Genomic DNA, 23758 nt, shown 5'->3' with positions numbered 1-23758 from the left:
AAAATAAAAAGACACCTGCGTGCACAGATGCCTTCTCATACATTATTCGATACTACAATCTTAAATCTTTTTTCTACTATTGTATACGACAGAACTACGACATATTTATGTCCTGCCTATGACCTAAAATTAGCAATTCGCACCTCTTCCAGCCCTTGACTATATAACCGAGTTACATGACGAAAAGAATAATGCTTCGATTCAGCAATCTCATCAAAAGACAAGAGATCAATAAAATACATCTCTAAAACTTCAGCACACCGTTCATCATCCAAAGCGTCGAAAGCAAAGCAAGCTTCTTGTCTAATCCTATGACTTGATTGAACTAAATTATTAATTCGGGTTTTCAATTCTTCTTTTCGAACTAATAATTCATCAAGCGTAAGAGGCTGTCCACCTCGGGGCATATCAGTAATTTCTTTACTGTTCAATCCTTCAAGTTTGAAATCCAACTCAGAAAGTTTTTCTTCTAAACGGTCAATCTTTGTAATGCACCGGCGATACTTTTTCAAATAATATTTTTTTCGTTTTGTTTCCTCTTTCAAACTACTACCTCCCATTTGACTGCATATACATGTCATCTTGAAAAGAAATAACCGCACTCAATATCCTATTAACCAATGGATGATTGTTGTATTTATTCCCAAGCTCACCTAGTGAGTGCACGAGCCATTCCCAATATTCATCTGAATCAAATGAACAACGTTGGAGAACTTGGTTCGATGCAGCCATCCATTTTTGAAGATCATCAAAGAATGCTTTCCAGTCCATCACAACTCCTCAATTCTGATATAGATTCCTGACACCTCAGCCCAAAACTTTTCTGCAATCTCACTAGCTACCAGCGCATCATCTTTCCAGAAACCTAGATCCGTCATACAGTCCTTTAGTAACTTTTGAAGGTTATCTGTATCTGGCTTTGTCGCTTTCCACTCCCCATCCTGATGCTTACCCGACAAGGGGAAACACCACTTAGTAATCAATCGAACCGGTCCAGTAAATTTTTTCTTTGGTGTGTTCGGTCCCAGGTGCGCAGTCAGCTTAGCCCGCGCTGCTACTAAATCCGGTGGCTCATAAAAAACCGGCTTTCCATTTTTGACAGTCACTTGCTTTTGCTGGTGAGTAGTTGTCGGGACTTTAGCCATTGGCATAAAAAATTCAATCATCAATTATCTTCCTTTCCGGGCGAGTACCATTACCCTGGATTTTTGTTCCGCGATATTTTATCGCACAATCAGCATGTTGCAACCTCCAGTGGCTACCATTATTTTCTCTAATTCGTTCAAAATGACCCTCGCCTTTATTTACAAAACCACCACAGCGGTAGCAGTAACCTGAGTATTTATTTCGCAATTGTTACCACCTCATTTTCGTTATTTATTTGTTACCTTTTCTATTTCTTTTTCTCTTGTGAAATCCATCAAGCTGTAGCGTTGTTACCCTTTGTGATATCTATCCCCCCAAGGGGAGATATCACAGGGTAAACGAACAGCGGTGTGACAGTGTTTTAAAAGCTGTTACCTCCAGTGAACTCTATTTAGCCTTACACGAACAAATGTGTTTTGTTACCTCCAGTGAACTCTAAATAGAGGTAACAACTATTGCTCATCATTCTTCATTATGGTTCCACCATCAACAACTAATGCCTTGTGTTTTTTAACACGCTTGTATACAGCACTTCTAGAAATATCCAAATAATCAGCGATTGCCACAGCTTCAACTGGTTCTCCATTTTCAGAGAGAATATTAAATGCCTCTTCTAATTCCTTTAGTGTCTTTTCAGAGCGACTCTCATTTGATTTAGCTGTTCCCTTTTTCCAACTCTCTTTTGGGTCCTCTTCTAACTTAATGTCCTGCAGCGATTCATCCAAAATATGAATTGGATATTTGAACCAGGCGTTCACCGGCTTGAATTTCGGAAACTCTCGTAACGTTCCTTCCAGCCGCCATGCGGTAGCTTGCCTTGCTGATTCAACGGCTGCATTTTTCTGATCGTTGATTTCTTTCAAAATTGGCTGGGCGTGAATAGCGGCCATCAAATGATGTTCCATCTGCTTTTTACTGAACTGGTCGTCTTGGCTAATTTCCTTGTATCCGGGGTTAAACTTACGAATGGCATCAAGGTAAGTCTGACAAATCATTTCATTTTCCAAAGCCATGTAGCGGTCTTCCGTAACAGGCAATTCAATCAAATCTAAAATGGCATCGGGATCCCGAGCAAAAACTCCCGAGCCGCTCGAGCGGTCCATTGAATTTTTACCACCTTGCGAACCTTTGCTGTGATGGTGACAGTAAATTACTGCACATCCTAATTCAGTGGCAATCTTGTCGAACTGATTGGTAAAATTTGCCATCTCGTGTGCGCTGTTCTCATCACCCGTCAACACCTTATAAATTGGGTCAATGATAACCGCAATGTAATTTTCCTTTTGTGCCCGGCGGATTAGCTTAGGTGCCAGCTTGTCCATTGGAGAAGTTTTCCCGCGAAGATTCCAAACATCAATATTTGAGACATGTTCATGCCCTTGGCCAAGTCGGTTATAAATTTCAATGAATCGCATCTTGGCTGATTTCTCATCCAATTCCAAATTGACGTACAGGACTTTGCCTTGCGTGCAATTAAATCCCATCCACTGACGACCCTCGGCGATGGCAATGGAAAGTTGCATCAGTGAGAAAGACTTCCCGGCTTTTGACGGACCAGCGATTAACATCTTATGGCCTTGTCGTAAAACGCCACCGATTAACTCAGGAGCCAGTTCGATTTTTGTTTCAAACAAATCAGCTAGGCTTTCGGGATCCGGAAGATTGTCATTCATGTCCTCAATGTATTCTTGCCATTCCTCCCAAGAAGCTTTCCCGATATTGGTATCCACAAGGAATTGTTTCTTGTCGCCTCGGATAAAACCAGGAAGGCGGGTCAGCCGTGAAGGATTCTTATTCTGTTTATCCACCCGAAGTCCATTTTTTTCGACAATCTTATAAAGATAGTCCACTCGTTCCTGGTATTGTGGATAGTTCACAGCATCTACTTTCACGATAGCGTGAAGAGACTTTCCGCCAGAATAAGTCAAAGTTACAACTGGCAATTCAAGTTCCCGAATGATTTCGTTTTGCTTGGCGATGTCCATATTGTCAGATTCAACTAACGCATAACGAAAATCGACGACATTATCATTTTTAACCCCTTGACCATCTAAAGGGTTGAATCGAATCCAAGCCCCGCTATTCTGATTGGGGTCTCCCATAACAGCACCAATGTCTCCTTGGTACCGTCGAAGACCGTCAATGATTTCACCAGCTGTCTTGGTATAGACGCCCGCTTTTGGCAGCCATTTTTCTGTTTCACCTTTTGTATGGAGATAACCATCATTCACATAGCCGATGATATCCCCTGGAGCAAAAAGTGCCTCTAAATACTTGACTACCTCATTTGAAGGATTCCAAGTCTGTTCAGTTGGTTCCTTGATTTCTTTTCCCAGAACCCAATCCGTTTTGACTAGTTTGTACCCTTTATCCACATCGGTAGCAATAAAACTATCATTCCAATCTAGGAATGAATTGTCATCGTCATAATGGGAATGCCAGCCGTTATCCTTAGCTAATTGGGTGATAGTAGCGCCAGTCACAGGAGAGTTTGTCCCTTGGAAGGTATTCCATTTCTTTTCTGTTTCGCCGTCGTTGTAACGTCCTCCGTCACGTTGGGACCATTCATCCCAATCGTTGACCGTGTAGCCTTCGTGCTTTAGTGCCATACCAACGTTGACCCATTCCTGATAATTCAGCATTGATGGGTCAATATAATCCAACAATTCGATTAGGTTCAATTTTGATTCAGACATCTAATCGCTCCAATCAAAGAGGATTTTTTCATAAGTTGAAGTTGTTCCGAACAATCCTGTGACATTTCTTTTTTCATAAGTTATGTTGATTGAAGGGATTTTTTCGCGTAACATTTCGATTGTTCTTGGGTCTCGTAAGCGACGTTTCAGGTACGCATCGTGTTCGTTCGAAATGTTAATATTATAGCCCGAATAATTTTGCAAAGCTGCAATTTCGAGCTCTTTTTCTAGATGTTCACTTTCATACCAACGCTCAAACCAAATTCGATGCGAATCTTTTTGCTTTTGTTGTAATTGTTCCTTTAGCGATTGACTACCAAACCCTTTTATTGGTTCATCAATAAGTTGTTCTGCAATCTTCATAACTTTCTTTCTGCCATTCACATAGTGATCCATAAGATTTTTTGGAACATTATCCAGTCCATAGAAAAAAGCTAGTCCAACTGCTATCCATTCATCACGGGTCAAATCATTTTTCATCAATACTTACCTCCCTAATTGATCATGTCAGTTTCTTTAAAAGTAGCTGGGTTAATCGACAAAGGCACTCGCCAACCATTTGAAGAAATCCGAGCAATCATTTTACGCGCAGTTTCAAACTGCCAGGTCCCGACGTGCTGGAAGCCGCGTTGTTCCAAGAAGCGAATCTGCTTTGGTGTAGTCAACCCTTCGCTACGTCTGAAATTTAAACGGTCCAGTAATAGCGATGCTTTGCCGGCATTGTCGACCTGTTCTGGTAAAATACCGAATTTTTCTAATGTCTTGATTTGGCTGTCACTCGGTGGCCCCATTTCCCAGCCAAATGATGGCACGTAACTCGACAGGTCTTCTGCTTGGATAGACATCTCAAATTGCAATGGATCCACGAGTTTTTGTTTACGACGCTTCATCTCAGCTAACTGTTTAGCTAGCGCTTCTTCCCGTTCTGCTACCACATCTTCAGCTGCTTTCGACTCAGCCTCTTCAATATCGACAGCTACACCGGCTTCTTCTATGTTTTCAGTCATCTTCTTGGCCACTTCATCGCTAGTAGCAATTAAATGGGCCGGGTGGCAAAGCTCATGACGCTCCGTGTGCCATAAAAAATCAAGCAACAATAATTCTGTTTTACCTTCGTGTAGTCGGGTACCTCGCCCAACCATTTGGCTATATAGTGATCTCACTTTAGTCGGTCTGAGAACTACGATGCAATCCACAGCCGGACTATCCCAGCCCTCTGTTAGTAACATAGAGTTACAAAGTACGTTGTATTTATCATTCTCGAAGTCCTCTAAAATCTCTGCCCGGTCCTTCGATTCACCATTAACTTCGGCAGCTCTAAAACCCCGGTCTTCCAAAATATCCCGAAACTTTTGAGACGTCTTGACTAATGGCAAGAAAACGACTGTCTTCCTGTTTTGACAATGTTTCACCATTTCGTCAGCTATTTGATAAAGATAGGGATCTAATGCAGTGCCTAAATCTCGTGTGGAGAAATCCCCGGCTTGTTGCTTTACTCCTGTTAAGTCTAGCTTCAAGGGAATCGTTAGTGCCTTAATTGGGGAAAGAAAACCTTCCTTAATAGCTTTTGGCAACGTGTACTCATAGGCCAATGATTCAAAGTAAGTTCCTAGGTTTCGCATGTCTCCACGGTCAGGAGTTGCAGTAACACCCAGGACATTCGACTGTTCAAAATGTTGTAGCACTCGCTGGTAGCCATCACTAATGCAATGGTGAGCCTCATCTACTACTATCGTGTCAAAATAATCGGGAGGAAACTGGCTAAGCCGTTTCTCCCGTTGCATGGTCTGTACGGATCCAACGACTACCCGGAAGAAACTTCCGACGCTGGTCTGTTCCGCTTTTTCTGTTGCTGTTTTAAGTCCTGTCGACTTTTCTAGTTTATCGGAAGCCTGGTCAAGCAATTCTCCCCGATGGGCAAGGACAAGCACACGCTCGCCCTCACGCACCCGGTCTTCAATCACTTTTGAGAACACAATCGTCTTGCCGCATCCTGTGGGCAAAACTAGTAATGTCCGCTTTTTACCTTCTGACCATTCCCGTTGAATGGCTTCACGGGCTTCCTGCTGATATGGTCTTAGTTGCATAGAAAGTTCCTTTCTTTGTTGGTATAATTAGAAAAAAATAGAAAGTTGGAGCTAAAATGACAGATGATTTCGTTACTAGAAAGTGGTCTACTACTACTACAAGTATTACAAGTAACATGGAAGTCACCATTCCAAAAAATTGTCCTATTTGTGGTGTCGCGAACTCACCCACTATGATTGGCTGTGATATTGTGGACTACTACAATAATGAAAAATTACAAACAATTAGTTGGAAGTGTACTAATTGCTTTAATAAATATGTTACTGGTCATACTAGGAAAGATATTAACGATAAAAAATTACATTATCTATATATCTATCCATCACCTACTCCGAGAGATTTTTCAGAATTAATTAAAAATCTCTCCCCACGTTTTGTAGAGATTTATAAGGAAGGGTACTACAGTGAAAGTGCTGGTTTCTTAACTAGTGCTGGCATAGCATATCGGTTAGCTCTGGAAATATTAATAAAAGACTATGCGATAGCAGAACTTCATAAAAATGAAGATGAAGTAACCAGGAAAAAACTTTATGCTGCTATTGAAGATTATTTACCAAATGTCGATTTTCAAAGAGTAGCAGATGTTATCCGTTTGAAAGGGAATGACTATACTCACTTCAAAGAAAAATATGACCAGGTAGATTTCACAATGTTCAAAGATTATTTGAATATTTTCATCGACTTAATTGAAGTACAATTGAAGATCAATCATCCTCCCATTGGTCATCGCGAGTAGTAATGCATTTCCCTTCAAAATCGTAGAAATAATCTACAAGATGAACCGGATCTGATAATCCTCCGCTTCCTTTTTTCAAAGTTACTTTAATTAATTGGACAACCTCGACGTTAATCGGGTTGTCCTTTTCATTTTTTTGAAAAATATCGATTTCCATACTCATTATTTTCCTCCTATGCAATAATTGTAATCCGGCCAGAGTCAATCTCTTCCGATAGCTGCTCTTTCAGATATTCACGAACATTAACGATTGCTTGATTATTCCAAGCCCCGCCGTCTGCTTCAAAAATGGCACCACGAGGTCCATCTTGCATCCGAAAAATAAACTGGCTTGTAGGTTGTTCCACTTCCAAAAATGTGCGATACGGTGCCAATTCTACCGGATTGGGAACTTTTACATCCGCTTTGCTAGCTACGCCTTTATTAATAGTGACAGCTTGACTCACGCCGTCATCACCTGTTTTTTTCACATTTTCTTCGGCAACATTTCCCGCGACTTGGAGTAAAATTTGGCGATCATCATTTTTTACAAATTTTGACTGTAAAGCGATAACGAAAGATTCCATATCCATGAAATGATTAAAATCAAAACGGGGAATCAATGGTTGAGCTGTTGCCAAAACTTCACGACTACCATCTTCTGCGAGTAATCCTTTCAAATGAACTTCCTTTGCGTTTTTAATGTGTACAATCAAATGCTGGTTCGCACGATCAAGTTTCGCTTTTACATAATTTACAAAGCCAGACAAGGTATTAATTAGGAGTGGTTCTTCCGCATTAAACACTCTTGGCAGCATAATCTCTTTAGCCTCACCATTTGCATTGATGGCATACCAACGTTCATCAACTTGAACTAAACGATCCTCTGGCTTGATTCCTTGCTCCATCAAATACTGAAGTGCTTCTTTTGTCATTGTCATAATTTATTACCCTCTCTTTTTCTGCAAATCAATGACTTGCTGATTTTTTTGCATTTCTTTTTCAACCACATCAACCGGAACACCAACATCTGTTTTCACTTGGCCATCGTCTGGATCAATATAAGTTTGACCAGGAACAGCAGATTTCAACTCGTGAGCTTCCACTTTACCCGTCACCAAATCTTTACCAGTTAACACAGTAGTGGAAACACCTTCTACGGGTGCAACTTTCACCGAAAAATCACTCGATACAGCGACAACTTGGCGGTTCTCGTCTGGCTTGAATTCAAGTTTGATTGTTACGCCGCGTTTGGCAGTTGCTGGTGTATTAGGGTCATGAATATTGGCAAATACTTTTTCGAGTTCGCCATTCAGTTTTTCCTGAATGGCGCCATTTGCTAGTTCTGAGAGTTGCAAATCAATTTCTTTAGTCATAAATCCGTCCTCCTAAAATGCACCTGGTTGGAATCCACCAGCTTGTGGCTGTTGTGGCTGATTAAAACCTTGCTGTGGTTGGGTAAATCCTTGTTGTGGCTGATTCTGCATTGGTGGTTGATTGAAGTTTGGCTGTTGTGGCGCTTGATTATATGTCGGTTGCTGAGTATAGACAGTTTGAGTTTGTCCACCTGGCAAGTATTCATCAACTTGATTTGATTCACCCTCACTACCATCACGCTTGGTATATTTATTGACGATTAGCTTCACGCGACCTTGACTACCGACTACATTGCTCCAATTTGGTTGGAATGGTTGTCCAATAATTGGAGATTGACCAATACCAGCAAAAAACTGAGTCAGTTTCCATTGCCATTTTTTTAGCATGAAAATACGATCAGATACTTCAGACTCGCCTTCCGCACCTGATACTTTCAATGTAACTTCTGCGTATGGCGTACCATTCTGGATTTTATTACTATTTCCGTCGTAAATTTTTCGTTCAAAACCTGTAACTGTAAAATTGTATTCTCCTGCTGGTAGAAGCTTGAAAGAACTTTCCTCTGCTTGGAAGCTGTCGCCCCATCCAATTACTTCGTTTTCGTTATTCATCAATTATTTCCTCCTAAAAATTTCTAATTTGTGTTTTTAAAAGGCCTAAAGCACTGGCCCAGTTACTAGCAAGGTAATTCCATAAATCAACTGGTACATTTTCAGCAGGCGTATCTTGTGGCATAAAGCCACCGACATAGATCACTTGCATAATTTCTTCATAGCTCACGCCGTCATTACGCATTAAATCAGCTAATCCTTGAGGGACAACCGGTGGGATTTCGGCCCGTTGATCAGGCGAAAAGTCTGGTTGTGGTTCAGGCAACGGGACATCATCTACTGGTGATGGAAACGGCTGTGGAGCTTCGGTTACTGACGGTTGATTGACACCAACTGTTGCTTGCTCAAATGCTTGGGCAATTTGTGAATAGTCGAATGGTAATTCATCTGGCAACTGCCAGCGGTTCTTAGCATCCCACGCTGGGCGGTGTGTTGTATACATCATCCGTTGACCACCAGTAGCTTTCTTACTCTCCGTTTTACTGTCCGTGATGATGGTAGTTTTGTAATTGGCAAACAAAACATTGTCAGACCATTCTTTGACGATGGGAGCCGTCTTCTTTTCGAGTTTTAACTCGTACCGGTCATATGCACCCATTTCATCGGGTTCTTCTTTCTTCCGGAGCATGGCATGGGCAGTGACCACTACATTGATTCCAACATCAATTACCTCACTTAACTTATCTAAGAGGGTTCCCATCTCTTTAGCTAAAGCGACAAATTTTTTACCATAGCCCTCTGCATCAATGCCATTCCAACCGTTAGCCGCCATCAAGTGTTTTTTGCAGATTTCCTCCGCCCAGTCGATAGTATCGATGACCAAGGTTTGACAAGGACGATTGACTTTGACGTACTCGACCTGCTGCAGAAGCATAGTCCAGCTAGTGGGTTTATCAAACCGTTTCACGTCCATGTGTAGAGTAGAGTCTTCGGTGTCAATGAAAAGTGGGTCTGGGAACTGACTGGCAAAAGTTGATTTACCAATCCCTTCCACGCCATACAAAACCACCTTTTGAGCTTTAGGAATACGTCCTGTTGTGATATTCATTAAAATGCTGCTCCTTTCCATGTTTGTTGAATTGGCTTCGTCGCTGATTGCAAACTGTCAGCTGCTGCGGTAATTTCACCAGATAGTTGAGCCGATGCTACAGTCTCATTTTTGATTGCATAGCCATCTTCGATGATGATTTCACATTCATCACCAGTAGAAACCCGTGTAGCAATTGCTTGTAAGCCTTCCTGTTCAAGCCACTTGCCAAACTCTTCTAATGACTGCATATCCATCTGCTCTAACTTGTCCAAAAGGATGAAGCCACAATCTGGTTTCAGTTTTCGGACAATAGCAGTAGAAACTTTCAGCTGATCAGACCCGGACATGTTGTCCCAGCGTTGGCCATTGTAGGTCAGCTCGCCTTCCACTACGGATAGACCAGGCAAAGGCAAATCAGCGTTATTTAGTAGTTCAGCTTTCTGACGACGGATTTCATCAATCTTGGTGGTCTCAGCAATATATTGAGCTTCGTATTCTTTGGCATCATCTTCGGCTTTTTCTTTGTCGAGATTGGCTCGGACCTTCCGATTGATTTCATCAATTTGAGCTAAATTCTGTTCCAGTTGTTCGGTTGATTCATCCTGCAAATCTACAGCTGATTTTTGGGCGATTTCTAGGTTTTTGGAAGTCTCAGCGTGTTGTGCTTCCATCCGCAGCAATTGTTGACGGGCTTGCTCAATCTGCTGGCGTTCAAGCTCCCATTGTTGACCAATTGCTTGTACCTGTTCCCGTTTCCGTTGATTCTCGCCATTTCTTGCTAGAATCTCTTGCTGTTGGGCAATTAACTCGCTAACTTCGACGGGTAATTTAGGGGCATCCGGATAGTAGATTTGTTCAGCTGCAAATTTCTTTTTCTGATCAGCAATCTGACCAATTGCGTGACGGTGATTGTAGATTTCCTGTTCTAAGCGTTCCAATTCATACAATTGAGGGCCAACACCGATAATTTGAAGTAATGTATTTGCCTTTTCCTTGCTGGTAGAATCCATAAACTTTGGAAGGTCAATGGCAAGCTCCTCTACAAAGCTATTTAGGAGGCTCTGGCCGCCCTTTTGTCCGTTAGGGTCAATTACCTTCAAATCTGAATTTTTTCCTTTGCGCTCCACAATCAAGCCGTTATTCATGACAATATGGAGATGCGGTGGATTAATAGAGCCTTCACGATGCGCTTGACTAGGCTTGTACTTATTACCACCTAGGCCCCAAGCGATTGCATCTAGTACGCTAGTCTTACCTTGATTATTATTTCCACCCACAATGGTTAGGCCATTAGCGGTTGGCTCAATTTTCACTGCTTTGACGCGCTTGACGTTTTCGATTTCGAGTTTATTAATTTTTACGGCCATTAGTTAGCACTCCCTTTCTGTCTTACATAAAGTTCATAGACATCGGACATCAACGGCTGACCAGCTTTGACGTAGCAATCAGTACAAATAAACTTGTCATAAGCCGGATGGTAGGTCCCCTCTTCATACCGCACCGCTGCATCAGCAGATTGATAATCGCTTCCTTTTGCTAGATTGATATACTCAGGTATTTGGTCCGGAGTACGTCCACACATTGCACATTTCATGATATAATCTCCTTAGTAATAGATTGATTTGCTGACCCATTGCTTGCAGGCGGGGTCAGCCTTTTTATTGCCAATAATTCACCACTAGGTAAAAAATATTGATCTGTTTGAATTCCATTGATCACTATCGTCGTAATAATTACTGTTAAATGTTTCGAAGTTACTTCTGGATTTGACTTAGGCTCATTCATCTCTTTCTTCAAATCTGAATTCTCCTTCCGCTGAACGTGAGCAAATCGTTGATCATTAAATCGTTGCATAGCTTCTTTGGATTTAACGTTTGTTGTCCCCTCAATCGGCATTACTGTGATTTTTCCAGTTTTCCTCAACCGCTGAACTTTCCCTTGGACTTGGCTATATTTCATACCAGTTAGTCGAGCAAGCTCTTCATAATTATGAACAAAACCATTTTCATCAAACTTGACGTTATCAATTAGCACAGAAATTTGATCTGCAGTCCAACTAGCTATAAGAGGTTTTGCTTTGTTGTTTTTGATTAAACGAGCAGCTCGATTACTAACTGAAGTGACAGTCCGCTCAAGTTCGTTAGCAATTTCTAAATATGTTTGTCCTTGATTCCTCATGGCAAGAAGTCGTTTATCTTCTCTCTCAGTCCAAGGACGTTTATAAGAATCAATCGCCAACTCTTTTTGAACCTTTGGCAAGTCTCCATCTCGTTGCAAGTTATAAACTTTATTCCGAACTGACTGAACGGTACGATTGAGCTTTTTTGCTATCTCTTGTAAGTTAAGGACTTCATTAGTTTCAGCTAATAGTGCATTTTTAATGAGATACTGAATTTCTTTAGTTGTCCAAGCTTTCATTTTCCAGCCACCTTCTTTAGGTGAGCTATCATTTCTCCTTGAGTACTTCGAACTGGGAAATACGGTTGACCAGGCTTGGTTAATGTCAACAAAGGTGGGATATGATATCCTCTTCGACTTTCCACGGCAGTGATGAAACTTCCATCTCGAAACGTAACCCGATAAAAATTCAATCCAAGCTCCTCATCGCACCGAATGTGTTCCCAGGGATCTTCATAGTAATCACCCAGAAATTCTTTTCGCTGGTGATCGTTAGTTAAAGTGATTTCTTCAAACATTTCTCTAGCCCCTTCCCGATCTTTGATTGGTTCGTTTAACTTCTGCATCGTCGTAAAAGGTGAAAAGCAACAAGCAAATTGGAATGGCCCAAAGCAATGCCATCTTCCACTCTATAAAGAAACGTAAGATGTCGAACAATATCCACGAACAAGCAATATTTCGAAAAATAAACTTCATTTCATTCTCCTTTCACCAATCATTGATAGGACTAGTAAGACAGAGCCGACGATAGCGGCGAGCAGAAATATTTTCATACCTTGTGCATCTCCATCCACTCGTCTAAGTCCTTCACATCATATTTAGGACGGCTTTTTTCACTGAAGATAATCACTTTCATGCCATGGTCTCGCCAGTCATTCAGAGTTTTTGCCGACGTGCCAGTGTATCTGATGGCTTGCTGCTGGTTGAGATACCTTCGAGGGACGAATGTATTCAACAAAGCTGCAAGTTTTTGATCCAGATATTCGTTAATCAGCTTTCGAATGGCATTCCATTCCATAAAGATTCCTCCTATCGAATTTTGATAATTTAATTAGCATTGTTGTATACTTTTCTTATCAGCTAGTGGTCAGCTGAAATACTGATAAGGGGGTGTTAACAATGAGTAAAACTGATAAGGAACTAGCCATTGATGTAGCCATCGCTGTAATCAATGCCCATCCTGCTACAAAAGTTGCACTTAGTAGCGGTGGTAGCACAGAGGTATATGGACTTGACCTGAAATCAATCAACAACATCATTCAGTCTGTTCATAAAACGCTTCAAAGTTTGCCTGAGGAAAAACCTTAACACTCGCAGTAACTTTATACTTTTCATTTAGAACTTCTAGGTCCGCTAGGAGTTCTTTTGCTTGTTCAAATGTTTCAACTTGCGCTGTTACGGTGATTCCAGTTGATTCATCCTTCCTCATTTTCCGTTTTCCTCCTATCGAATTTTGTAGTATGAGATGATGTCAGTGATTTGTTTCAAGTGCTCTTCTGGTTTATTCAAAATTCTTCTAAGATACTGTTCTGAAATACCTAAAGCACTTGCTACATCAGGGATTTCCCATCCTTTACTCTCAAAATGCTGTAAAATTCTTTTCTTGGCATCTTGAACATTAGCCATAGACTCTTTCTCCTTTCTTTTTTAATTTGAAACAAGTTCGACAACTATTTTCTAAACTCCGTTGACACAAATAGAGTTTTATTCTATACTAAGTGCATAGCTAAATAAGACATTAAAAACACTAATTTAAAAGCTTTCTTGGCGGTTAGCTATTTATTGTAAGTTGTATTTTTTGTTGTCTTTTTTGTTGCCGAACTTGTTTACAAGAATTAGTATAGAGCATAAACTCTAAACGGTCAACCGTTAAATAGAGTTTTATTCTATTTCTTTTTCTTGTCACCCCAGAAAGGTTGACATATCAATGAATCCATACGAAAAAATTCAGGAATTGACAAATGAAAGAGGTATATCTGTTCGTGAGCTTGAAAAACGGTTGGGCTACTCAAATGGATACTTTAGCAAATGGAAAAGAGTTTCACCAAACTCAGATGGATTGGCTAAAGTAGCCGACTATTTCGGCGTTAGCATCGACTACCTTCTTGGAAGAGAAGAGAAAACATCACTAGCAGAAAAGCATGGCGTCTTCGCTTTTGACGGCGAACCTGTAACCGATGAAGAGGTCGAATTTTTGAAATCTGTATTAGCTGCGAAAAGAGCTGCCGAAAACAAATAAAAGTGAAGTGAAGCCATTTATGCATGAAATTAATAGCCACTTGATAAAGCTAGTAAAAGATATGGGATTAGAACTACATTTTGTGGATATGGAACGAAGTGGGATTTATTTTGCTGAGGAAAAAGCTATTTTTATTAGCAACCAGCTACTTGATGGCAATTCTGATTTTGAAATATCTCATGAACTGGCCCACTGTATCGAGAAGCATGAGGAGTTTTCTGCTTTGTACCACGCTACCAATTACAGTAGACAAAAATTAGAGTTTGAAGCGAACCGGATAGCTATCGATATTTTATTATTCATCTGGTGCAACGAGTACGACTTTGAAAAAGAACATTTAAACGCAGTTAAATTCATGGAGTATTATCGCATCCCTTCGAATTTAGAAAGCTGTGTTCGCGAAACAATGAGTAATTATGGATAAAAAAATACCCCGACCAGAATTGCAGCTCTGAGTGGTGGGCACTTCGACTATACTACTGTAGTTGAGGAATTCAAGTTGGCATTAGGATGAAAATGCAATTTAAGCTAAAAAATTTCTAAATAGTTTGTCTAACAAAGGTGGAATTTCAGATGTGGATAAGAAGTGTTACAATTCATGATTTTAGAGCATTTCAAAATGAGTTGAAAATTGAACTATCTCCCAATATCACTTGTATATCTGGTCACAATGGTATTGGAAAATCGACAATTTTAGCTGTATTGAGTAATTGTGGAGAGCTAAAGAAAGAAGATGCTACTCATATCAATGGTTCTTTATTCAGGGGAGAATTTTCAGACATCATTGTTGGAGATCGTGAATATGATACTACAGGTGATAAAGCAGTATTAACATTTCAAGATGTTCCGCGAAAGTCCGAAAAGGATATTTGGGTTGAAAGCCTAAGATTTCGTGCACTTTTTCAAAAGGAGAGATACAGATTAATACCTAAAAAAATACCGGGAATAAGAGATACTGAAAGCAAATTAAAATGGCCTACTTTTTATTTAGGCCTATCTAGACTCTATCCTGTTGGAGAAGCCAGGACAAAGGCAAAAAAGAGCTTACCTAAAGATATTGAATCTGAACTAATCAAATTGCATACTTCAATACTATCATTGAACTTTGGCGATAATTTACACGCAAGAAGTATTGATATTCAAGAAACGCCTAAACTAAAAACAGGATTTAAATCAGATCAATATTCCGATACTGCCAATTCTTCTGGGCAAGATAATGTGGGGCAGATTATCCTATCGGTACTTTCATTTAAGTTACTTAAAGAAAAAAATCCTGAGAATTACCATGGTGGAATTTTGCTAATTGATGAACTGGATGCAACTCTCCATCCTGCAGCACAAAGAAAACTATTCGATTATTTATTTGAACAATCTGTTGATTTGAAACTTCAAATCGTATTCACTACACACAGCTTATCACTTTTAGAATACATCACCCAAACTAGAATTAAGAATAATAATACACGTCAAATAAAAGTTTCATATTTACGCAGATTGTCAAATGGTATCAATGAAAAAGAAAATCCTTCAAAAGTATTCTTTGTAAATGATTTAACTGATACTTATACAGGTGCAATTACCAGAACTAATAAAGTAAAGGTACTGACCGAAGACGGAACTGCTCGTTGGTTTCTTGAAGAACTATTCGCTTTTGAAAACTATTCACCCTCTATCGATATGTTAAACATCAATATTTCGTGGTCTCATGTTATTAATTTAATAACTTCAGATATCGAAACATTTAAAAACTATATCACAGTGCTCGATCCCGACTTAAATAAAACCGATAAACTTGTACAACTAAAAGGGATGATTCAGGGATACCCACTAACAATCGATGAACAGCTTTCAAATATTTTTATACTACCTGGAGAATCACCGGACTTTCCCAATATAGAACAGATGATGTGGAATTATGTATCCTCTATCCCTGATACTCATGATTTCTTTGAAGACCCAGTTATCTCAGAAAATAATTGGTCACAGCGCATTGTATTGCAAAACGGAATTCACTCCAGTATTTATGATACCTTTACAGACCAAATGAAATATAAAAAATGGTTTGAAGATAATAAATACTTTATAAGTATCCTCATGAAATATTGGGTTAAAGACAATAGAGATAAGGTAAATCTATTCGTAAATAATTTTAAATCCACATTTGGAAAAATCAACCAACAGATAAATATCTAGCTATGGCCATAAAACTAATTGTTTGCTAGTATGGAATTGAGGTGATAAATATGCCACAAACAAAATCTCCACTTCGATATCCCGGCGGAAAGAGTCAACTGTGGAAATTTGTAAATAAAATCATCAGTGAAAATAATTTAGTCAACCCTATTTACTGTGAGCCTTACGCAGGTGGATCAGGTATTTCAATTCGATTACTTTTGGATAATAGCGTTTCTAGAATCGTGATCAATGACTATGATCCTGCTATCTACTCTTTTTGGAACATGATTCTCAACAGAACTGAGGCTTTCATAGATCTAATAAACCAAACTGAAGTAACTCTCGAGGAATGGCACATTCAAAAAAAGCTTTACGAAAAATATGGCCGAGATCCAAATTCTCTAACTGGAGCTTTTGCAACATTTTTTTTAAACCGAACGAATGTTAGTGGAATTATTTTAGGCGGTCCTATTGGTGGTCAAGCACAAGAAAGCAAGTATAAAATTGATTGTCGCTTTAATAAAGTCGACTTAATAAAAAAAATACGGCTAATCGCAAACCAACGAGATAGAATTGATCTATTTAATCTTGATGCATATCAATTAGTAGATTTCTTAAAAAACAACTATCCAAGAGAAAGGCTCTTTACTTTTTTTGATCCTCCATACTACAAGCAAGGCTCATCATTATATCTTTCATTTTATAATCATGACCAACATCTACTCATGAGAGATAAAATACTTGAAATGGATGATTACTATTGGATTTTGACATATGATAAAGCACCACAAATTTCTGAAATGTATTCATCAGTCGAAAATAGCTTTGAATATGTCTTAAACTATTCCGCAAATCAAAAGAAGAAGGCAACAGAACTAATATTCTCAAGTCCAATCACACATATTGATTCTTGGGAAAAAATTCACTTAATGTAAAAAAGCACATCCCCTCGCCGGCAAGCTAACGGATGTGCCATCACATAAATAACCCTACAATAGGCTTATTTAACTACGCCTATTGTATCAAATTGAAAGGATGGATACAAATGGCAATGATCAAGCAATACATCAAAAAGAACGGTGAAAAAGCTTGGTATTTTAAAACTTACCTCGGCAAAGACCCGAAAACAGGTAAGAAAGTCTATACTACTAAACGTGGATTTAAGACCCAAAAGGAAGCTAAAATTGCCGAAGCAAGATTACAAACCGAATATGCCGAGGGACTGACTGCTGCTGACAAGCCTAAAACTTTCCAGCAAGTTTATGATCAATGGATTATCGAGTACGAAAAAACTGTACGTGGTTCTACCCTATTAAAAACAAAACGCATCTTTAAAAATCATGTATTGGATGCATTCGGTGATATGTTCATTTCGGAAATTACGCCACTTATGCTTCAAGCACAAATGGATAAGTGGTCTCAAAAATATGTTTCAGCTACAAAGTTTATGAATTACACTGGACTAGTATTTAAGTACGCTGTCCGCTTTGGGCTAATTGACAAAAATCCTACTGATTCAATCATTAAGCCAAAAACCAAGAAAAAGAAAAAAGAAGATGATGCCTTCTATGAAAAAGAAAACCTGAAACTGTTCCTTGAATGTCTTGATCGTATTGGTCATCCAAAGTCAAAGGCTCTCTTTAGGCTACTCGCAATGACTGGCATGAGAAAACAGGAAGCTCTGGCGTTGACCTGGAATGATATTGACTGCGAGGAAAACGTTATTGATATTCACCAAGCTATCAGTAGAGATGAGAATGGATTAAAAATAGATGACACTAAAACAGTTGGATCAACCAGAATTATTTCTATTGATTCTAAGACTTTAGAAAGATTATTAGAATGGAAATCGTTTATTGAGCCACCCACAAATGACTATCTTATATTTGGCCATGAGAACGCCGTGAAGGCTACGGACATCATGAGTATGGATACGCCAAGAAAATGGTTACTGGACGTACAGGACGAGATGGACAAGGTCTCTAAGAAGCAACTACCGCGAATCACTACCCACGGCTTCCGACATACTCATGCTAGCTTGTTAATTGAGATGGGTGCCACTCTTAAAGATATCCAATATCGTCTTGGCCATGAGGATATTGGTACTACCATGAATACCTACGCGCATATCTCAAAAGCATCAAAAGAAAAGCTAGCAAGTGAGTTCGATAATTTCATAGATTTTTAAACGTATGGTCAATTAGATGGTCAATTCCCTTAAATCACTGGTACATCAGTAACGAAGTAACTCCCGCCAGCTCCATTGGTAGTTTTTACCACTTTTGACTAAGCGTTAAAATCCTTTTAGATAAAGGGTTTTGGCGCTTTTTTTGGATACAAGAAAACAGGACAGACTGGCTTCCGGAGAATCCCTCGGGTTGTAGTGGGACCGTTAAATGCTAACTAAAGAGTAATTGTCATTTTGCTAGCTCATCTTAGCGAACTCTGCTTAGATGAACTGTATGCGATATGCTCCTTTAGCCCTCAGACATCCTTGACACTACTACCCGAGAGATTCTACTCCAGCAAGTCTGTCCTGTTTTATCGATAAGCGATTTATTCCTTTACTTCGTAAATCCAGCAAATTATTTTCTTGTAGGGTAGCATATGTACCGTGAAAAAGGTGAGATTTAGCAGAGTAGAATTGGATTGACAGTAGCTCTAAAGATGCGTAATGAATTACTTAGAGTTGTGGTGCTTGCACCACTTACTCTAAGTTTGAATGCGCAAGGTAAAAGACAAACAGATTTTTCGTTTGGCTTTTGCCGGTCTAGCTACCGTCAACCCAATTCCTAGGTCGCTAAATCTCACCTTTTTCGGGCATCACAAGGTAGGCACGATAGGCCATTTGATTCCTGATACATCAAACTTTTTTAGGGCTTAAATTTTTATAAATTCTATATCCATAAAAATAGACAGTCGTAACCAACGACTGCCTCCCCATTCAACAACAAGTCCTGTTTTCTCGCTGTCTTTTTCATTTTCCCCCTGCCGAACTTAGACGATCAACGTCTACAAAATGATCAGAATCAGCTAAAGAAGCAACAAGCTAATGCTTTGCCATAAACTTCCTCATAGCGAACCACGACATTGCCGCAACGTTCTTGGATTTCATCATGATCGACATAATCATAGCGATTGACACTGACAACCACACAATTTTCCATCTTTCGAATGACTTCTCCGATAACTTTGCGCTTAAGTCCCACTGGTTTACATTCGTAGGCTTGGCCTAGCTGGATGCTCTCACTGTTCATAGTATTCTCCCCTATATCTAATCATTTTGTAATTTTATGATAGCACGCCTCCCAAGCACTGTCAACGTTTTTATTCATCAAATTCTATTCATTTTCACATTTTTATTAAACTGTCATTAATTATTTATTCTGATAAACCACCCCTGTTCAAAGGAAAACTATTCAAAAAAGCCTCTGCCACAAATTAACAGAGACTTCCCTTGCGCTAGGCTTTACTAGCTAGCAACAGTTGTACATATTCTTCCAAAAACTGTTGGTCCACTTCATCATACATATCAAAGACACCGGCATCGATATCCAAAACCCCCACAAGCTCGCCAGCTTTTACCATCGGAACGACAATTTCACTCATGGCCGCCCCATCACAGGAAATATAGTTGGCATGTTCTTTGACGTTGGGGACGATTAAGGTTTGCTGAGTCGCCGCGCTTTCTCCGCAAACCCCTTTACCGAGTTTGATCCGGGTGCAAGATACTCGCCCTTGGAAAGGCCCCAAGATGAGCTCTTCCCCGTCAAAGAGATAATAACCGGCAAACACGGTTTCCTTCAGGGTTTCATTGAGAAGTGCTGAGGAATTGGCTAAGTTGGCCAGCCAATTACTTTCCGCTTCCAGCAGTCCTTTTTGTTGCAATAATAACAATTCATACGCGGCTTTTTTTGCTTCTATAGTCCAGCTCATGACATTCGCTCCTTTTAAGATAAACAGGGATTCTAATTTTTTTATCATAGCACTAGTAAACAAATCCCGCAATCTTCAGGCGCCTTCCTGTAGCAAAATTACCAAAGATTTTTTTGTGTCATACCCCACAACGCAGCTTCGAGGGCAGCACCACCAAGGGCTCGCGCTTTGTCTGAAATGGTCAGATAATCCACCTCTTCCGGGCTACGTGGATCCACATCCCCCACCTTCAAGCCTTTGGAAATGGTCAGACCTTCTTGAATCAGTCCTCGCAAAGTACCTGTCAATGGCGAAAACACTGGCGTATCCCCTACATAAAACAAAACTTCTCCTTGGGTTACCTGATCACCAATCTGATGAAGATGCTTCACGACACCAGCTTGCGGGGAATGAATCACTCGCTCGCGACTTTTCCCTCCTAAAATCCCAGGAACGCCAGTGTTGGGCAGCGGGCTGCCAGAAAAGATTAGACGGCCTAAACAGTGACCCCGCATCGTTTCGATGGCGACATCTACATCTGTGGGGGCGGTAAATCCAGGTCCTAGCCCAATCGTCACCGGCGCCATCGTTTTCTGCGTTCCAAGATTGCGTTTGGCGATGATGGCATCCACCAAAATCGTCGGCCGCAACTGGGGCAAGCTAGTCCCTTCTGGATCAATCAGTAACGGAATCTTCCCTTGAGACCAGATTTCTTCGCAGTCTATAGGGGTAGCAGCTTTGCGGGCAATCAGCTCTTCCACCTGATACTGACCCTCATAAACCGCTGAACACAGAGAAACCGTCCGCCGAATAGCCAATGGCTGAGCCGTTTCCAAGATCACAACTTTGAAGCCGGCCCTTTGAAATTTTTGGATCACCCCCGTAGCTAGATCCCCTCCACCACGAACGGCTACGATTGTTTCCTTGATCGTTGCCACAAGATCACTCCTTTTTCTTGCTGGACACTCCCGGCGACGACTGCCACCAAAGAAGCACGTATCTCAGGTACCAAGCCTGCCAAGATATCCTCAGTCTGTTGTAAGGCTGCTTTTGACTCTACTTGATTGAAAAAAATAGTTAGCGGTACCTTGCCGGCTTTTTCCAAAAGACCACCTCTACCAGCGATGATTTGCCGGTAATGACTAAGGCTCAAGGGATCGCCCGCCTTTGCTCCTGTCATAGTCATAAATAACGGCAAACGATGCACCACTTGTTGGGTAAGGGGTGTCCCCAGTGGCAAAAGGGGCAAGACTGCCAGCACTTCGGTCGTTGGTGGTAAAATCACTGGCTCATGGGGTCCCCAACCTTTCAAGGGCAATTGACGGGAACCATCTGCTTCCAGTAGCACCTGATCATAAGCAGAAAGGGCCTTTGTCAATAAGGCTTCGTCAGGCATCGTGAGCTTTTGCTGCTGGTCTTGCATCATGGGAACACCTGCGATGGTAATCCCAGCCGTGGCTTTACCCAACTGGGAAAAATCCCCAGTTACCAGGCGGTCATATTGGCTATTTGACGGAAGAAGGATTTTGGTCGTAGTGCTCATTAAGACCTTCTTGCCCATCTTGCGCCAGGCTGCTGCCAAATACTGACAAAGGCTACTCTTGCCCCCGGAGCCAACCACCGCGATTACTTGCTGATTCGCTGCAGGAAAGCATCGACTTAAGACGGCCATGGCACATACTCCTTTCCGTCGGCAGTTTCAACGATTTGATAGACAGTGGCCGGTGGGGCTGCCGCGACTTCCAGTCGCTCCACTGCAGCGTCCGTTTCCGCAGCTGGAATCCGTAAACAAATACCACAAAGATTGCCGCCAAGCTTCACCGGTAAAGGCATAGGAGCTACGACGATACCAGCTGCTTCCAAAGTAGTCTCAGCCTTGATTGCAAAATGGGTATTGGCGAAGGTGAGTAGACTCTTTTGCATGCTCCCACCCTCAGACCGTGATGGCTTTGTCAGCCAATTGTTGCTTTTCGCTGATCGTGTACATATTGGTAATCTCCCCGAGAGCGAGCTGATCTTTGACATCGTAAAAATCCAGACACGTACCACAAGCATAGATTTTAGTGCCCTTGTCCACCAAGGTTTGCAAATCAGGGATTACCGGTGAGCTGTTTAAGGTCAGGAAAATCCCTTCATTAAAGAAGATCAACTCGGTGGGCACCGTCGCTAGTTCGGTCAACGAATAAAGATAACTTTTCATCAATAATGCCCCTAGTTTCGGATCCCCTTCCCCTAAGACTTGACGACCGATTAGGTAAGTCGTAGTGGGCTGTTTTTTACCCTTGGCTTGAGGCTGGCGCTGACTTGCTTCCGATAAAAACAACGTAATCGTGAAGTGATCGTTATCGATTTTATGCCGTTTTGTCGGAATTTCCAGACCTGAAGTCATTTTTTCGATATTATTCAAGGCCACCTCATTGTCCACCAAGACTTCGATTTCTCCAGGCTGGTTCCCCAACTCTTTGATGGCTTTTTTCGTTTCAATCACAGGAATCGGACAAGGTTTGCCTAATGCGTCAATCTGAATCATACTGCTCCTTCTTTCTCTACTTTTTCTTTACTACTAAAGAATCACTAGCGGTTTTGCTCCCCGCTCACTGGCTACCATACCGATGATGGTAGCGGCAGGATCATCCACTTGCAGCGCCTGCAACAAATCTGCTGCCGCCTCAGCCGCTACGCTGATCAATAACCCACCAGAAGTCTGAGGGTCCAATAAAAGCTCTTGATACGCCGGTGGGACTTCTGTCAAATCCACCTTATCAGTCACAAACCGACGATTGCGTTCTCCACCAGCTGTCGCAAGATACGCTTCCGCATAGTGCAAAGCATCAGGTAACAATGGCAGAGCTGCCGTATCGATGATCAATGTCTGCTCTGTTCCTGCCATCTCGCTGGCATGGCCCAAGAGTCCAAAACCAGTCACATCCGTGCAAGCATGAACCGGATAAGCTGCTAACTTTTCAGCGGCATATTTATTGAGATGACACATGGAAGCCAGCGCCGCAGCAGTCGCTTCCTCACTAGCCAACCCCACCCGGACTGCCGATTGGACCAAGCCAACTCCGAGGGCTTTGGTCAAAATCAGGACATCTTCTGGCTGTGGCGTATCATTTCGCAAAAACTTCTCAGGATGAACCAGTCCTGTGACCGCTAATCCATACTTGGGCTCATGGTCATAAATAGAATGGCCTCCTGCTAGACTGGCCCCAGCCTCACTGACTTTTTCGGCACCGCCGGCTAAGATCTCCGCCAAGACTTCTTTGTCCAGCTGCTGGGGAAAACAGACCAAGTTCAGGCCATACAGCACCTTGCCCCCCATGGCATAAATATCACTCATGGCGTTCGCTGCGGCAATGCGCCCAAACATCCGGGAATCTTCTACCATCGGCGAGAAAAAATCCACCGTGGAAATCAAGGCTTGTTCCTCATTGAGCTGATAAACCGCGGCATCATCTGCCCGATCAAAGCCCACCAATAGCTTAGGATCCGTGTTTCTTGGTAGTTTTGCCAAATAAGTCGCCAACTCCCCCGCACCGATTTTCGCCCCGCAACCGCCGGAAGTACAACTAGATAAAAAGGACATCT

Annotated in this window: 30 protein-coding genes; 7 read left to right on the top strand and 23 right to left on the bottom strand. The window is 41.3% G+C overall.

Going from position 1 to position 23758, the window contains the following annotated elements; genetic code table 11:
- Nucleotides 1-116: 116 nt before the first annotated feature.
- From ACO03U_RS07160 to ACO03U_RS07140, 5 genes are all read right to left on the bottom strand, one after another.
- Nucleotides 117-545 carry a hypothetical protein gene (locus ACO03U_RS07160; RefSeq protein ID WP_204687730.1) on the bottom strand — a complete coding sequence of 143 codons (429 nt, stop codon included), beginning with the start codon at nucleotides 543-545 and terminating at the stop codon, nucleotides 117-119.
- 225 nt (nucleotides 546-770) lie between these two features.
- Complete coding sequence (locus ACO03U_RS07155; RefSeq protein ID WP_204687732.1) at nucleotides 771-1166, bottom strand: RusA family crossover junction endodeoxyribonuclease; 396 nt, start codon at nucleotides 1164-1166, stop codon at nucleotides 771-773.
- A gap of 432 nt (nucleotides 1167-1598) precedes the next feature.
- Nucleotides 1599-3842, bottom strand: a complete 2244-nt coding sequence (locus ACO03U_RS07150) for an AAA family ATPase (RefSeq protein ID WP_204687734.1) — start codon at nucleotides 3840-3842, stop codon at nucleotides 1599-1601.
- On the bottom strand, nucleotides 3843-4322 hold the full coding sequence (locus ACO03U_RS07145) for a hypothetical protein (RefSeq protein WP_204687736.1): 480 nt from the start codon (nucleotides 4320-4322) through the stop codon (nucleotides 3843-3845). It lies immediately after the preceding gene.
- Nucleotides 4323-4336: 14 nt separating this feature from the next.
- On the bottom strand, nucleotides 4337-5929 hold the full coding sequence (locus ACO03U_RS07140; RefSeq protein WP_204687738.1) for a DEAD/DEAH box helicase: 1593 nt from the start codon (nucleotides 5927-5929) through the stop codon (nucleotides 4337-4339).
- A 56-nt stretch (nucleotides 5930-5985) separates the two neighbouring features.
- On the opposite strand from ACO03U_RS07140, the gene ACO03U_RS07135 reads away from it, so the two are divergent.
- On the top strand, nucleotides 5986-6666 hold the full coding sequence (locus tag ACO03U_RS07135) for a DUF4145 domain-containing protein (RefSeq protein ID WP_204687740.1): 681 nt from the start codon (nucleotides 5986-5988) through the stop codon (nucleotides 6664-6666).
- Here ACO03U_RS07135 and ACO03U_RS07130 read toward each other — a convergent pair.
- The 10 genes from ACO03U_RS07130 to ACO03U_RS07085 all read right to left on the bottom strand — a co-directional run bounded on the left by ACO03U_RS07130 (nucleotide 6635) and on the right by ACO03U_RS07085 (nucleotide 12859).
- The gene (locus ACO03U_RS07130; RefSeq protein ID WP_204687742.1) at nucleotides 6635-6829 is read right to left on the bottom strand and encodes a hypothetical protein; all 195 of its coding nucleotides are present in this window, start codon (nucleotides 6827-6829) and stop codon (nucleotides 6635-6637) included. The two genes, ACO03U_RS07135 and ACO03U_RS07130, sit on opposite strands and share 32 nt — an antisense overlap.
- A gap of 10 nt (nucleotides 6830-6839) precedes the next feature.
- Nucleotides 6840-7586, bottom strand: a complete 747-nt coding sequence (locus tag ACO03U_RS07125) for a hypothetical protein (protein WP_204687744.1) — start codon at nucleotides 7584-7586, stop codon at nucleotides 6840-6842.
- Nucleotides 7587-7592: 6 nt separating this feature from the next.
- Nucleotides 7593-8021: a replication terminator protein gene (locus tag ACO03U_RS07120; RefSeq protein ID WP_204687747.1), complete on the bottom strand. Its 429-nt coding sequence runs from the start codon at nucleotides 8019-8021 to the stop codon at nucleotides 7593-7595.
- A 12-nt stretch (nucleotides 8022-8033) separates the two neighbouring features.
- Nucleotides 8034-8633, bottom strand: coding sequence for a hypothetical protein (locus ACO03U_RS07115; RefSeq protein ID WP_204687749.1), 600 nt, complete (start codon nucleotides 8631-8633; stop codon nucleotides 8034-8036).
- A 13-nt stretch (nucleotides 8634-8646) separates the two neighbouring features.
- Nucleotides 8647-9681 (bottom strand): ATP-binding protein, encoded by a 1035-nt coding sequence (locus ACO03U_RS07110; protein ID WP_204687751.1) that lies wholly within the window; start codon nucleotides 9679-9681, stop codon nucleotides 8647-8649.
- A complete protein-coding gene (locus ACO03U_RS07105) occupies nucleotides 9681-11030 on the bottom strand; it encodes an AAA family ATPase (protein ID WP_204687753.1) in 1350 nt (449 codons plus the stop codon). The genes ACO03U_RS07110 and ACO03U_RS07105 overlap by 1 nt, the downstream gene beginning before the upstream one ends.
- Complete coding sequence (locus ACO03U_RS07100) at nucleotides 11030-11257, bottom strand: hypothetical protein (RefSeq protein ID WP_204687755.1); 228 nt, start codon at nucleotides 11255-11257, stop codon at nucleotides 11030-11032. The genes ACO03U_RS07105 and ACO03U_RS07100 overlap by 1 nt, the downstream gene beginning before the upstream one ends.
- Nucleotides 11254-12081, bottom strand: coding sequence for a helix-turn-helix domain containing protein (locus ACO03U_RS07095; protein WP_204687756.1), 828 nt, complete (start codon nucleotides 12079-12081; stop codon nucleotides 11254-11256). Before ACO03U_RS07095 ends, ACO03U_RS07100 begins: the two co-directional genes overlap by 4 nt.
- Nucleotides 12078-12359, bottom strand: a complete 282-nt coding sequence (locus ACO03U_RS07090) for a hypothetical protein (protein WP_204687758.1) — start codon at nucleotides 12357-12359, stop codon at nucleotides 12078-12080. The genes ACO03U_RS07095 and ACO03U_RS07090 overlap by 4 nt, the downstream gene beginning before the upstream one ends.
- Before the next feature lie 251 nt (nucleotides 12360-12610).
- A complete protein-coding gene (locus tag ACO03U_RS07085) occupies nucleotides 12611-12859 on the bottom strand; it encodes a DNA-binding protein (RefSeq protein ID WP_204687760.1) in 249 nt (82 codons plus the stop codon).
- A gap of 101 nt (nucleotides 12860-12960) precedes the next feature.
- Between ACO03U_RS07085 and ACO03U_RS07080 the strand changes: the two genes are divergently transcribed.
- On the top strand, nucleotides 12961-13149 hold the full coding sequence (locus ACO03U_RS07080; protein ID WP_204687762.1) for a hypothetical protein: 189 nt from the start codon (nucleotides 12961-12963) through the stop codon (nucleotides 13147-13149).
- 135 nt (nucleotides 13150-13284) lie between these two features.
- Here the strand turns inward: ACO03U_RS07080 and ACO03U_RS07075 are convergent, their stop codons facing one another.
- Nucleotides 13285-13467 (bottom strand): helix-turn-helix domain-containing protein, encoded by a 183-nt coding sequence (locus ACO03U_RS07075; RefSeq protein WP_161870050.1) that lies wholly within the window; start codon nucleotides 13465-13467, stop codon nucleotides 13285-13287.
- A 301-nt stretch (nucleotides 13468-13768) separates the two neighbouring features.
- On the opposite strand from ACO03U_RS07075, the gene ACO03U_RS07070 reads away from it, so the two are divergent.
- The 5 genes from ACO03U_RS07070 (at nucleotide 13769) to ACO03U_RS07050 (ending at nucleotide 18443) form a co-directional block, all read left to right on the top strand.
- Nucleotides 13769-14080 carry a helix-turn-helix domain-containing protein gene (locus ACO03U_RS07070; RefSeq protein ID WP_204687763.1) on the top strand — a complete coding sequence of 104 codons (312 nt, stop codon included), beginning with the start codon at nucleotides 13769-13771 and terminating at the stop codon, nucleotides 14078-14080.
- Between the two features lie 19 nt (nucleotides 14081-14099).
- Complete coding sequence (locus tag ACO03U_RS07065; protein ID WP_204687764.1) at nucleotides 14100-14504, top strand: ImmA/IrrE family metallo-endopeptidase; 405 nt, start codon at nucleotides 14100-14102, stop codon at nucleotides 14502-14504.
- Between the two features lie 149 nt (nucleotides 14505-14653).
- Complete coding sequence (locus ACO03U_RS07060) at nucleotides 14654-16273, top strand: ATP-dependent nuclease (RefSeq protein ID WP_204687765.1); 1620 nt, start codon at nucleotides 14654-14656, stop codon at nucleotides 16271-16273.
- A gap of 50 nt (nucleotides 16274-16323) precedes the next feature.
- On the top strand, nucleotides 16324-17190 hold the full coding sequence (locus ACO03U_RS07055) for a DNA adenine methylase (protein WP_204687766.1): 867 nt from the start codon (nucleotides 16324-16326) through the stop codon (nucleotides 17188-17190).
- A gap of 110 nt (nucleotides 17191-17300) precedes the next feature.
- Complete coding sequence (locus tag ACO03U_RS07050; RefSeq protein WP_204687767.1) at nucleotides 17301-18443, top strand: tyrosine-type recombinase/integrase; 1143 nt, start codon at nucleotides 17301-17303, stop codon at nucleotides 18441-18443.
- 841 nt (nucleotides 18444-19284) lie between these two features.
- On the opposite strand, the gene ACO03U_RS07045 is transcribed toward ACO03U_RS07050, so the two are convergent.
- From ACO03U_RS07045 to selD, 7 genes are all read right to left on the bottom strand, one after another.
- A complete protein-coding gene (locus ACO03U_RS07045; protein ID WP_204687612.1) occupies nucleotides 19285-19512 on the bottom strand; it encodes a hypothetical protein in 228 nt (75 codons plus the stop codon).
- Nucleotides 19513-19717: 205 nt separating this feature from the next.
- On the bottom strand, nucleotides 19718-20191 hold the full coding sequence (locus ACO03U_RS07040; RefSeq protein ID WP_204687615.1) for a GAF domain-containing protein: 474 nt from the start codon (nucleotides 20189-20191) through the stop codon (nucleotides 19718-19720).
- Between the two features lie 98 nt (nucleotides 20192-20289).
- The gene (yqeB, locus tag ACO03U_RS07035; RefSeq protein WP_204687617.1) at nucleotides 20290-21108 is read right to left on the bottom strand and encodes a selenium-dependent molybdenum cofactor biosynthesis protein YqeB; all 819 of its coding nucleotides are present in this window, start codon (nucleotides 21106-21108) and stop codon (nucleotides 20290-20292) included.
- Entirely contained in the window at nucleotides 21081-21842 is a 762-nt protein-coding gene (gene yqeC / locus ACO03U_RS07030; RefSeq protein WP_204687618.1) for a selenium cofactor biosynthesis protein YqeC, read from the bottom strand. The genes yqeB and yqeC overlap by 28 nt, the downstream gene beginning before the upstream one ends.
- The gene (locus ACO03U_RS07025) at nucleotides 21830-22093 is read right to left on the bottom strand and encodes a putative Se/S carrier protein (RefSeq protein WP_204687620.1); all 264 of its coding nucleotides are present in this window, start codon (nucleotides 22091-22093) and stop codon (nucleotides 21830-21832) included. The genes yqeC and ACO03U_RS07025 overlap by 13 nt, the downstream gene beginning before the upstream one ends.
- A 10-nt stretch (nucleotides 22094-22103) precedes the next feature.
- Nucleotides 22104-22700, bottom strand: coding sequence for a sulfurtransferase-like selenium metabolism protein YedF (gene yedF / locus ACO03U_RS07020; protein ID WP_161870168.1), 597 nt, complete (start codon nucleotides 22698-22700; stop codon nucleotides 22104-22106).
- A gap of 33 nt (nucleotides 22701-22733) precedes the next feature.
- Complete coding sequence (gene selD, locus ACO03U_RS07015) at nucleotides 22734-23756, bottom strand: selenide, water dikinase SelD (protein ID WP_204687622.1); 1023 nt, start codon at nucleotides 23754-23756, stop codon at nucleotides 22734-22736.
- Between the last annotated feature and the right edge of the window lie 2 nt (nucleotides 23757-23758).

The sequence above is a fragment of the Enterococcus diestrammenae genome (assembly GCF_049384045.1).
GTDB lineage: Bacteria > Bacillota > Bacilli > Lactobacillales > Enterococcaceae > Enterococcus_C > Enterococcus_C diestrammenae.
This window is presented reverse-complemented; position numbering and strand designations above follow the sequence as displayed.

What these genes read in the sequence shown, in the direction of transcription:
- ACO03U_RS07155 (WP_204687732.1), bottom strand. Translation starts at nt 1,166, where the DNA reads ATGATTGAATTTTTTATGCCAATGGCTAAAGTCCCGACAACTACTCAC.
- ACO03U_RS07150 (WP_204687734.1), bottom strand. Translation starts at nt 3,842, where the DNA reads ATGTCTGAATCAAAATTGAACCTAATCGAATTGTTGGATTATATTGAC.
- ACO03U_RS07145 (WP_204687736.1), bottom strand. Translation starts at nt 4,322, where the DNA reads ATGAAAAATGATTTGACCCGTGATGAATGGATAGCAGTTGGACTAGCT.
- ACO03U_RS07140 (WP_204687738.1), bottom strand. Translation starts at nt 5,929, where the DNA reads ATGCAACTAAGACCATATCAGCAGGAAGCCCGTGAAGCCATTCAACGG.
- ACO03U_RS07135 (WP_204687740.1), top strand. Translation starts at nt 5,986, where the DNA reads ATGACAGATGATTTCGTTACTAGAAAGTGGTCTACTACTACTACAAGT.
- ACO03U_RS07130 (WP_204687742.1), bottom strand. Translation starts at nt 6,829, where the DNA reads ATGAGTATGGAAATCGATATTTTTCAAAAAAATGAAAAGGACAACCCG.
- ACO03U_RS07125 (WP_204687744.1), bottom strand. Translation starts at nt 7,586, where the DNA reads ATGACAATGACAAAAGAAGCACTTCAGTATTTGATGGAGCAAGGAATC.
- ACO03U_RS07120 (WP_204687747.1), bottom strand. Translation starts at nt 8,021, where the DNA reads ATGACTAAAGAAATTGATTTGCAACTCTCAGAACTAGCAAATGGCGCC.
- ACO03U_RS07115 (WP_204687749.1), bottom strand. Translation starts at nt 8,633, where the DNA reads ATGAATAACGAAAACGAAGTAATTGGATGGGGCGACAGCTTCCAAGCA.
- ACO03U_RS07110 (WP_204687751.1), bottom strand. Translation starts at nt 9,681, where the DNA reads ATGAATATCACAACAGGACGTATTCCTAAAGCTCAAAAGGTGGTTTTG.
- ACO03U_RS07105 (WP_204687753.1), bottom strand. Translation starts at nt 11,030, where the DNA reads ATGGCCGTAAAAATTAATAAACTCGAAATCGAAAACGTCAAGCGCGTC.
- ACO03U_RS07100 (WP_204687755.1), bottom strand. Translation starts at nt 11,257, where the DNA reads ATGAAATGTGCAATGTGTGGACGTACTCCGGACCAAATACCTGAGTAT.
- ACO03U_RS07095 (WP_204687756.1), bottom strand. Translation starts at nt 12,081, where the DNA reads ATGAAAGCTTGGACAACTAAAGAAATTCAGTATCTCATTAAAAATGCA.
- ACO03U_RS07090 (WP_204687758.1), bottom strand. Translation starts at nt 12,359, where the DNA reads ATGTTTGAAGAAATCACTTTAACTAACGATCACCAGCGAAAAGAATTT.
- ACO03U_RS07085 (WP_204687760.1), bottom strand. Translation starts at nt 12,859, where the DNA reads ATGGAATGGAATGCCATTCGAAAGCTGATTAACGAATATCTGGATCAA.
- ACO03U_RS07080 (WP_204687762.1), top strand. Translation starts at nt 12,961, where the DNA reads ATGAGTAAAACTGATAAGGAACTAGCCATTGATGTAGCCATCGCTGTA.
- ACO03U_RS07075 (WP_161870050.1), bottom strand. Translation starts at nt 13,467, where the DNA reads ATGGCTAATGTTCAAGATGCCAAGAAAAGAATTTTACAGCATTTTGAG.
- ACO03U_RS07070 (WP_204687763.1), top strand. Translation starts at nt 13,769, where the DNA reads ATGAATCCATACGAAAAAATTCAGGAATTGACAAATGAAAGAGGTATA.
- ACO03U_RS07065 (WP_204687764.1), top strand. Translation starts at nt 14,100, where the DNA reads ATGCATGAAATTAATAGCCACTTGATAAAGCTAGTAAAAGATATGGGA.
- ACO03U_RS07060 (WP_204687765.1), top strand. Translation starts at nt 14,654, where the DNA reads ATGTGGATAAGAAGTGTTACAATTCATGATTTTAGAGCATTTCAAAAT.
- ACO03U_RS07055 (WP_204687766.1), top strand. Translation starts at nt 16,324, where the DNA reads ATGCCACAAACAAAATCTCCACTTCGATATCCCGGCGGAAAGAGTCAA.
- ACO03U_RS07050 (WP_204687767.1), top strand. Translation starts at nt 17,301, where the DNA reads ATGGCAATGATCAAGCAATACATCAAAAAGAACGGTGAAAAAGCTTGG.
- ACO03U_RS07045 (WP_204687612.1), bottom strand. Translation starts at nt 19,512, where the DNA reads ATGAACAGTGAGAGCATCCAGCTAGGCCAAGCCTACGAATGTAAACCA.
- ACO03U_RS07040 (WP_204687615.1), bottom strand. Translation starts at nt 20,191, where the DNA reads ATGAGCTGGACTATAGAAGCAAAAAAAGCCGCGTATGAATTGTTATTA.
- yqeC (WP_204687618.1), bottom strand. Translation starts at nt 21,842, where the DNA reads ATGGCCGTCTTAAGTCGATGCTTTCCTGCAGCGAATCAGCAAGTAATC.
- ACO03U_RS07025 (WP_204687620.1), bottom strand. Translation starts at nt 22,093, where the DNA reads ATGCAAAAGAGTCTACTCACCTTCGCCAATACCCATTTTGCAATCAAG.
- yedF (WP_161870168.1), bottom strand. Translation starts at nt 22,700, where the DNA reads ATGATTCAGATTGACGCATTAGGCAAACCTTGTCCGATTCCTGTGATT.
- selD (WP_204687622.1), bottom strand. Translation starts at nt 23,756, where the DNA reads ATGTCCTTTTTATCTAGTTGTACTTCCGGCGGTTGCGGGGCGAAAATC.